This window comes from Acidithiobacillus sp. TH-A35 (assembly GCF_057473505.1).
The window spans coordinates 1-4,901 of record NZ_JBYCKR010000251.1; the positions used below are offsets into that span (position 1 = coordinate 1).

Consider the following 4,901-nt stretch of genomic DNA (forward strand, 5'->3'; position numbering starts at 1 on the left):
GCCGACAGACCGTAGCCGGAATCTGAAGCATTACCCGCGCCGCGCACAGACCTTGCGCACCTCTACAATATTTGAGAGCGATGTCCCTTGTGGGATAGGCCTTCAGAGGCGAACAACGGTTGGTCGAGCGGGCGTAGGAATGACATCCCCGTGGCTGGCACGCCCCTGTTCAACGGGCGGTTGGGCGCAGTATCCCTGCGGGTAGCGGTTAGCCGTCATTTGTTCGGTGAACCACTCCGTCCGCAATTTTTCAGCGTCACGCAGTAACAGACTCACTTGGTGCATACCCTGCTTGTAGAATCGGCCGTTATGGTTGACAAAGAAGGCTGCCACGGATGGGGCTTCTTCCTGTCCAAGCCGCTGGACAAGGTTGGCCAATTGGCTGTTGACCTTCTGGTTGCGCACGGGGTCAGTGCCATAGCGCCGTTGGTAAGCCTGACTGTAGGCTTCCCAGGTTTCTGTTGTTATTGCGCCGGAGGTGCGCTTGCGTACCACTGGCAAATCTTTTTCTCCTGATGTTTCTATTGATGTATTAAATGATGGTTCAAGGGGTGACGCCGACGTCACAGGGAGGTGACTCTCTGTCACCACCCCCCCCGTCGGCCTGACACCCCCCGATGACTCCATGCCACCACCTACAGACAGGCGGTAGAGATTGGAAGATCCGGATCCGTCCGCCCGGAACCTTTTTTCCACGCGCACTATGCTCCGCGCCACCATATCTTGTACGTGGCGTTGCACAGAGCGGTGTGAAAGATTGCATTTATTGGCTATCCCTCTTATTCCCGGCCAGCAAACCCCTTGGTCATCAGCATGATCAGCTAAGGCCAGCAAGACCAATTTTACGGGGGCCGGCAGATCGAGTCCCCAAGCCCAAACCATACATTTAATGCTCACGCCACACACCCTTTGCCCTGCGCGGCAATCCGGGGGCGGCCGCGCTTGCCTTTGGTGGCTGCCGGAACGGTGACTGGGGTGACTGGGGTGACTCGGTGGTCTTCAAACCACTGCCGGACATCATGAGGGTGCCATAGGGGTCCACGATGCCCGGGCAGGCGGATGGCCGGTGGGAGCTTTTCTGGGGACCTGCAGTAGAGGTTTTTTACGGTACCGGGCGCCAGCCTAGCGACCCGGCCAAAGTCTTCGTAATTAAGTAAGGGTTCAATTCGGTGCGGCGATTCTCCGTCTCCGCCATCATCGGATCCGCCGGACGTCGTTTTCTTCTGTCCACCTTGCCTACCTGTCCGCCGTGGCGCACGGGCGGTTGTTACGCGGCTCAGGTCCTTTCCGATCGCCCCTGTCTGGCTTAAACTCTTAGGAAACGCATGGTGGTGGGCATGGCGCACACTCTGCCATGCGCGGATGAATGGCGTCGCATGAGCTTTACACAGTGCTCTTGACTTGGCACGGCTTGCCGCCGCCAGATCTTTATGTCCGATCAATTCCTGGAGCTTGCTCTTAAAAAAATATCGAGCTACCCAGATAAAGTTCGCCATGGCCAGGACCAAAAATCCAAAGCTAAGGTTTCTGTTATTGATAATTTCTGATAACACATTGATAGTATTCATCGAGCAATACCTCCTGAAAATGGTTGCTCCGGCATTAAAACGGTGCTCCAGCTGGCCAGTCCGACGGGGGCATTTGCCGTTCTGGTTGTCATCTATAACACCACTCTTTATCGCATGCAAGAACTAAAAACGGGCGATAAAACTGTGTACTTTTAAGTATCCAAGCGGTACACAACTGCCCCTCATAAGAGGGAAAGTTGGCTGTTCTTCCCTTCGCATCATATGTGTAGGATTGCTGATATTCCCCCTGGTGAATCTTACACGATACCGCAATTCAGAAACGTTCTCTTCATGCGTACTATAAAGCATGGTTTCGTCTTGCTTATCAGCATAATCCAAAGGCAATTCGTAGAGTTGCGCATCCTGATCAACCCGCGCCTGCAAGTTGCGCATGGTTTTGTGGTAAAGTTGTCATGGCTGCTCACTGGAAAAGTTCATCATCTTCGCTATCTGCGTAAATGAAAAACAGTCATTATGAATCAGAACAACTGATTTCATATCTTTGTCCAGGTATATGAGTGACTCCTTCTATCTCTCTGGATCAGATTCAACGCTGCTTGCAGCGAAATCAAACAAAAATCGGCAGGAAGAATACCCAGCAGTTTGCTGCAGGTATTTTATTGTGGAATTTTCGTTATTTCGATGATGTCGTCTAGCGTATTCTGTGCCGACTATTCCGGTTATTGCTCAATTTCTGCCGCACTTATTACGTCGTCATGTCCCCAACATTACCCGATATTTTCAATCCAGTCCGACGCGGAAGACGCCCGCCCAGAATCCCGGTTAATTTTTTTAAGATGACTTAATATCCCAGTTTTAATAACCCCGTAAAGCATGCCGCGCAAGGCCCTGGGCGCATCCTCTGACGTAGAAGCCAGCGCTGCTAGATCCTCTTCGTGGCGGCTGATCCAGCCCGCCGCAGCTAGTAGTCCTTCTTGTTCCAGATCTTCACTGGTGGTGTCGATATCGCCTCACAAAATTCCCGTGCAGCTTTACATTCCGGGCTATCCGCCGCGAAAGGATAGCTGCTTCTGCCCAAAAATCCGTTGTATCCATGGTGCACCTCCGTAAAAGAAGATGCACTCCATTATCCACATAACTAGGCACAGAAAAGCTTCAAGAAGGCAAAATAACCCGTTTAAAAAATATTTTTTATTGATCCCGGCCATTCCTTTTACATAATCGCCAGTTGTATGCCTTTCAGTACCAGCTGGGCGCTAATGGGTGCTTTTGGCCCTGTTTCAGCTATCAGTTGGTGCTGATACGCTTAGTGCATTGACAAACACAACAGAAGTGTTATGTTTTGTCCATGAACTCGAACGAATTCAAGCGTTGGCTGACTAGGCAAGGGGCGACATTCCAACCCGGAAAAGGGTCGCACCTGAAGGTGTTCCTGAACGGACGCCAGTCGGTGCTGCCGATGCACACAAGCGAGTTGAAGACGGGCCTTGTCGAGGCCATCAAGAAGCAACTTGGATTGAAGGAGTAATGAGCATGGACGATTTCGACTTTCCAGTAACGCTGGAACCGCAACCCGAAGGCGGCTTCGTGGTGACGTTCCCGGACGTGCCGGAGGCCATCACCCAGGGCGAGGACGAGGACGAGGTGCTGCTGTACGCGGTGGACGCGCTGGAAACAGCCTTGTCCTTCTATGTAGATGGGCGCGCGCCTCTTCCGGTGCCGAGTGCTCCGGAACCTGGACAGCTCACGGTACGTCCTTCCGCGTTGGAGTGCGCCAAACTCGGGGTATACCGGGCCATGACGGAACAAGGCGTCAGGAAAGCCGAATTGGCGCGGCGGTTGGGTTGGCATCTGCCCCAGGTGGACCGCCTGTTCGACCTGCGCCATGCTTCGCGGCTGGACCAGATTGAGGCCGCCGCCCGCGCTTTGGGGCGGCATATCGAAGTACGCGTGGCATGAGGGTGATCCGGCATAATGCACCCCCGGCTGTGTCTGGCGCTGCAATTACGCTGCACTGAAAATGTTATCCACAGTGATTCCAGGTGATTGGCAGTGGATGTAATCTATTGTTATTGCTTGTTACTCGTGGTGAAGCTCAAGGTGCAAAAGGGGTATTAAAGGGACTCATAATCCCTTGGTCCACGGTTCGAGTCCGTGCGGGCCCACCATATTAATCAACATGTTAGGATGTTATCGGGTGCGGTAGATTTTGAGTCTGTAAGCGCCATGTAAGCACTTCGGAAAAGGTGAGGGGCGTTCTCCGTAGGTTTTTTGGAGGCCTGATGGCAAGCGTTATTGAGGTATACGAAGTAGAGATTGATGACATCATTCGATGGAAATTTCGCATCAGAACGGATGTCGGAACGGTTACTGGGCACTCAACCTATGCATCACGGCACGACGCGGTCGAAGCCGCGCGACAAAATCCGGCAAACGCACAACTTGAAGTCAACGATGTTGACACACCTGATCGGCCATAACGCAATACGTTAATGGCTACTTAAAAAGAGCTACACTGCCCAAGGTGCGGCGGTGCCGAGTTCGCCGGTCAAGATGATCGGATCGTCTGCCTGGATTGCGGCCACTCCATGCAATTTGAGGATTTGCAGTTGGTGGCACTACTCGACATGCTGGTTGATGATGTAGAAGCCACCAGGCATTGACCGCCCAGATTCCAAAGGAACACCTATGAGCAACTATCAGGACCTCGCCGGATACCGTAAGTGCGTACAACGGACCCAGGCAGCGTGGCCCGCATTTCTGCAGCAGCGTGTGTCCATGCTTTCTGCTCAGGAGCGTTTCGGCAAGGTGGCAGAAAAGGCCGCTGAGAACATTGTTGGCGCGCTACTCACCAATGTGCTGGATTGGCAAGAGCGCGATCTGAATTGGCAGCTCGGCCGTGCTGATCTGGTGGTAACCCACAACTTCACCAAATACCTCGTTGTCGAGGCCAAGCGCCCAGGTAGCTTATCCAGCAAGGCTGCTTTGGATAGTGCGCTCGCCCAGGCCATCCGCTACGCCCACGAACAGCACGTCAAGCAGGTGGCCGTGTGTGATGGCATCCTGTTCTTCGGTGCAGATATCGTTGATGGTGGCTCGCGCCCACGTGTGGTGTTCAATCTGGCTCAAGAAGAGGCGCCGGTTGATGCGCTCTGGTGGGTGAGCATGGATGGCGTCCACCGTCCTTGTGAGGTGCCCGCCGATTTATCGTTGCTGGGGCAGCTTGGTGCCGTTCTATCTGCCGATGATACTGCTGGCGCTGATCAGGATGCGCTCCTTCATCCGAAGTATCAAATCCCTGCTCGATGCTTTGCCTATGTGGGCAATCCCAGCAAGACGTCCACCTGGAAGCTGCCCTACCTGTTGGCCGAT

5 protein-coding genes and 1 pseudogene are annotated in these 4,901 nt (G+C 53.5%); 3 read left to right on the forward strand and 3 right to left on the reverse strand.

Going from position 1 to position 4,901, the window contains the following annotated elements:
• Positions 1 to 102 precede the first annotated feature (102 nt).
• The 3 genes and pseudogenes from AC2VNK_RS08430 to AC2VNK_RS08440 form a co-directional block, all read right to left on the reverse strand.
• Positions 103 to 501, reverse strand: a complete 399-nt coding sequence (locus tag AC2VNK_RS08430; RefSeq protein ID WP_486883448.1) for a hypothetical protein — start codon at positions 499 to 501, stop codon at positions 103 to 105.
• A gap of 222 nt (positions 502 to 723) precedes the next feature.
• Positions 724 to 882, reverse strand: a pseudogene (locus tag AC2VNK_RS08435) (helix-turn-helix domain-containing protein); the annotation flags it as partial.
• Positions 883 to 893: 11 nt separating this feature from the next.
• Entirely contained in the window at positions 894 to 1,568 is a 675-nt protein-coding gene (locus tag AC2VNK_RS08440; RefSeq protein WP_486883444.1) for a hypothetical protein, read from the reverse strand.
• A gap of 1,309 nt (positions 1,569 to 2,877) precedes the next feature.
• Here AC2VNK_RS08440 and AC2VNK_RS08445 point away from each other — a divergent pair.
• The 3 genes from AC2VNK_RS08445 to AC2VNK_RS08455 all read left to right on the forward strand — a co-directional run.
• Positions 2,878 to 3,057, forward strand: a complete 180-nt coding sequence (locus AC2VNK_RS08445; RefSeq protein WP_486883445.1) for a type II toxin-antitoxin system HicA family toxin — start codon at positions 2,878 to 2,880, stop codon at positions 3,055 to 3,057.
• Positions 3,058 to 3,062: 5 nt separating this feature from the next.
• Positions 3,063 to 3,488, forward strand: coding sequence for a type II toxin-antitoxin system HicB family antitoxin (locus tag AC2VNK_RS08450; protein WP_486883446.1), 426 nt, complete (start codon positions 3,063 to 3,065; stop codon positions 3,486 to 3,488).
• A 729-nt stretch (positions 3,489 to 4,217) separates the two neighbouring features.
• Positions 4,218 to 4,901: hypothetical protein (locus tag AC2VNK_RS08455; protein WP_486883447.1), on the forward strand; the 684-nt coding region annotated here is incomplete at its 3' end.

Coding starts and splice junctions, on each gene's coding strand:
- AC2VNK_RS08440 (WP_486883444.1), bottom strand. CDS start 1,568: ATGAATACTATCAATGTGTTATCAGAAATTATCAATAACAGAAACCTT.
- AC2VNK_RS08445 (WP_486883445.1), top strand. CDS start 2,878: ATGAACTCGAACGAATTCAAGCGTTGGCTGACTAGGCAAGGGGCGACA.
- AC2VNK_RS08450 (WP_486883446.1), top strand. CDS start 3,063: ATGGACGATTTCGACTTTCCAGTAACGCTGGAACCGCAACCCGAAGGC.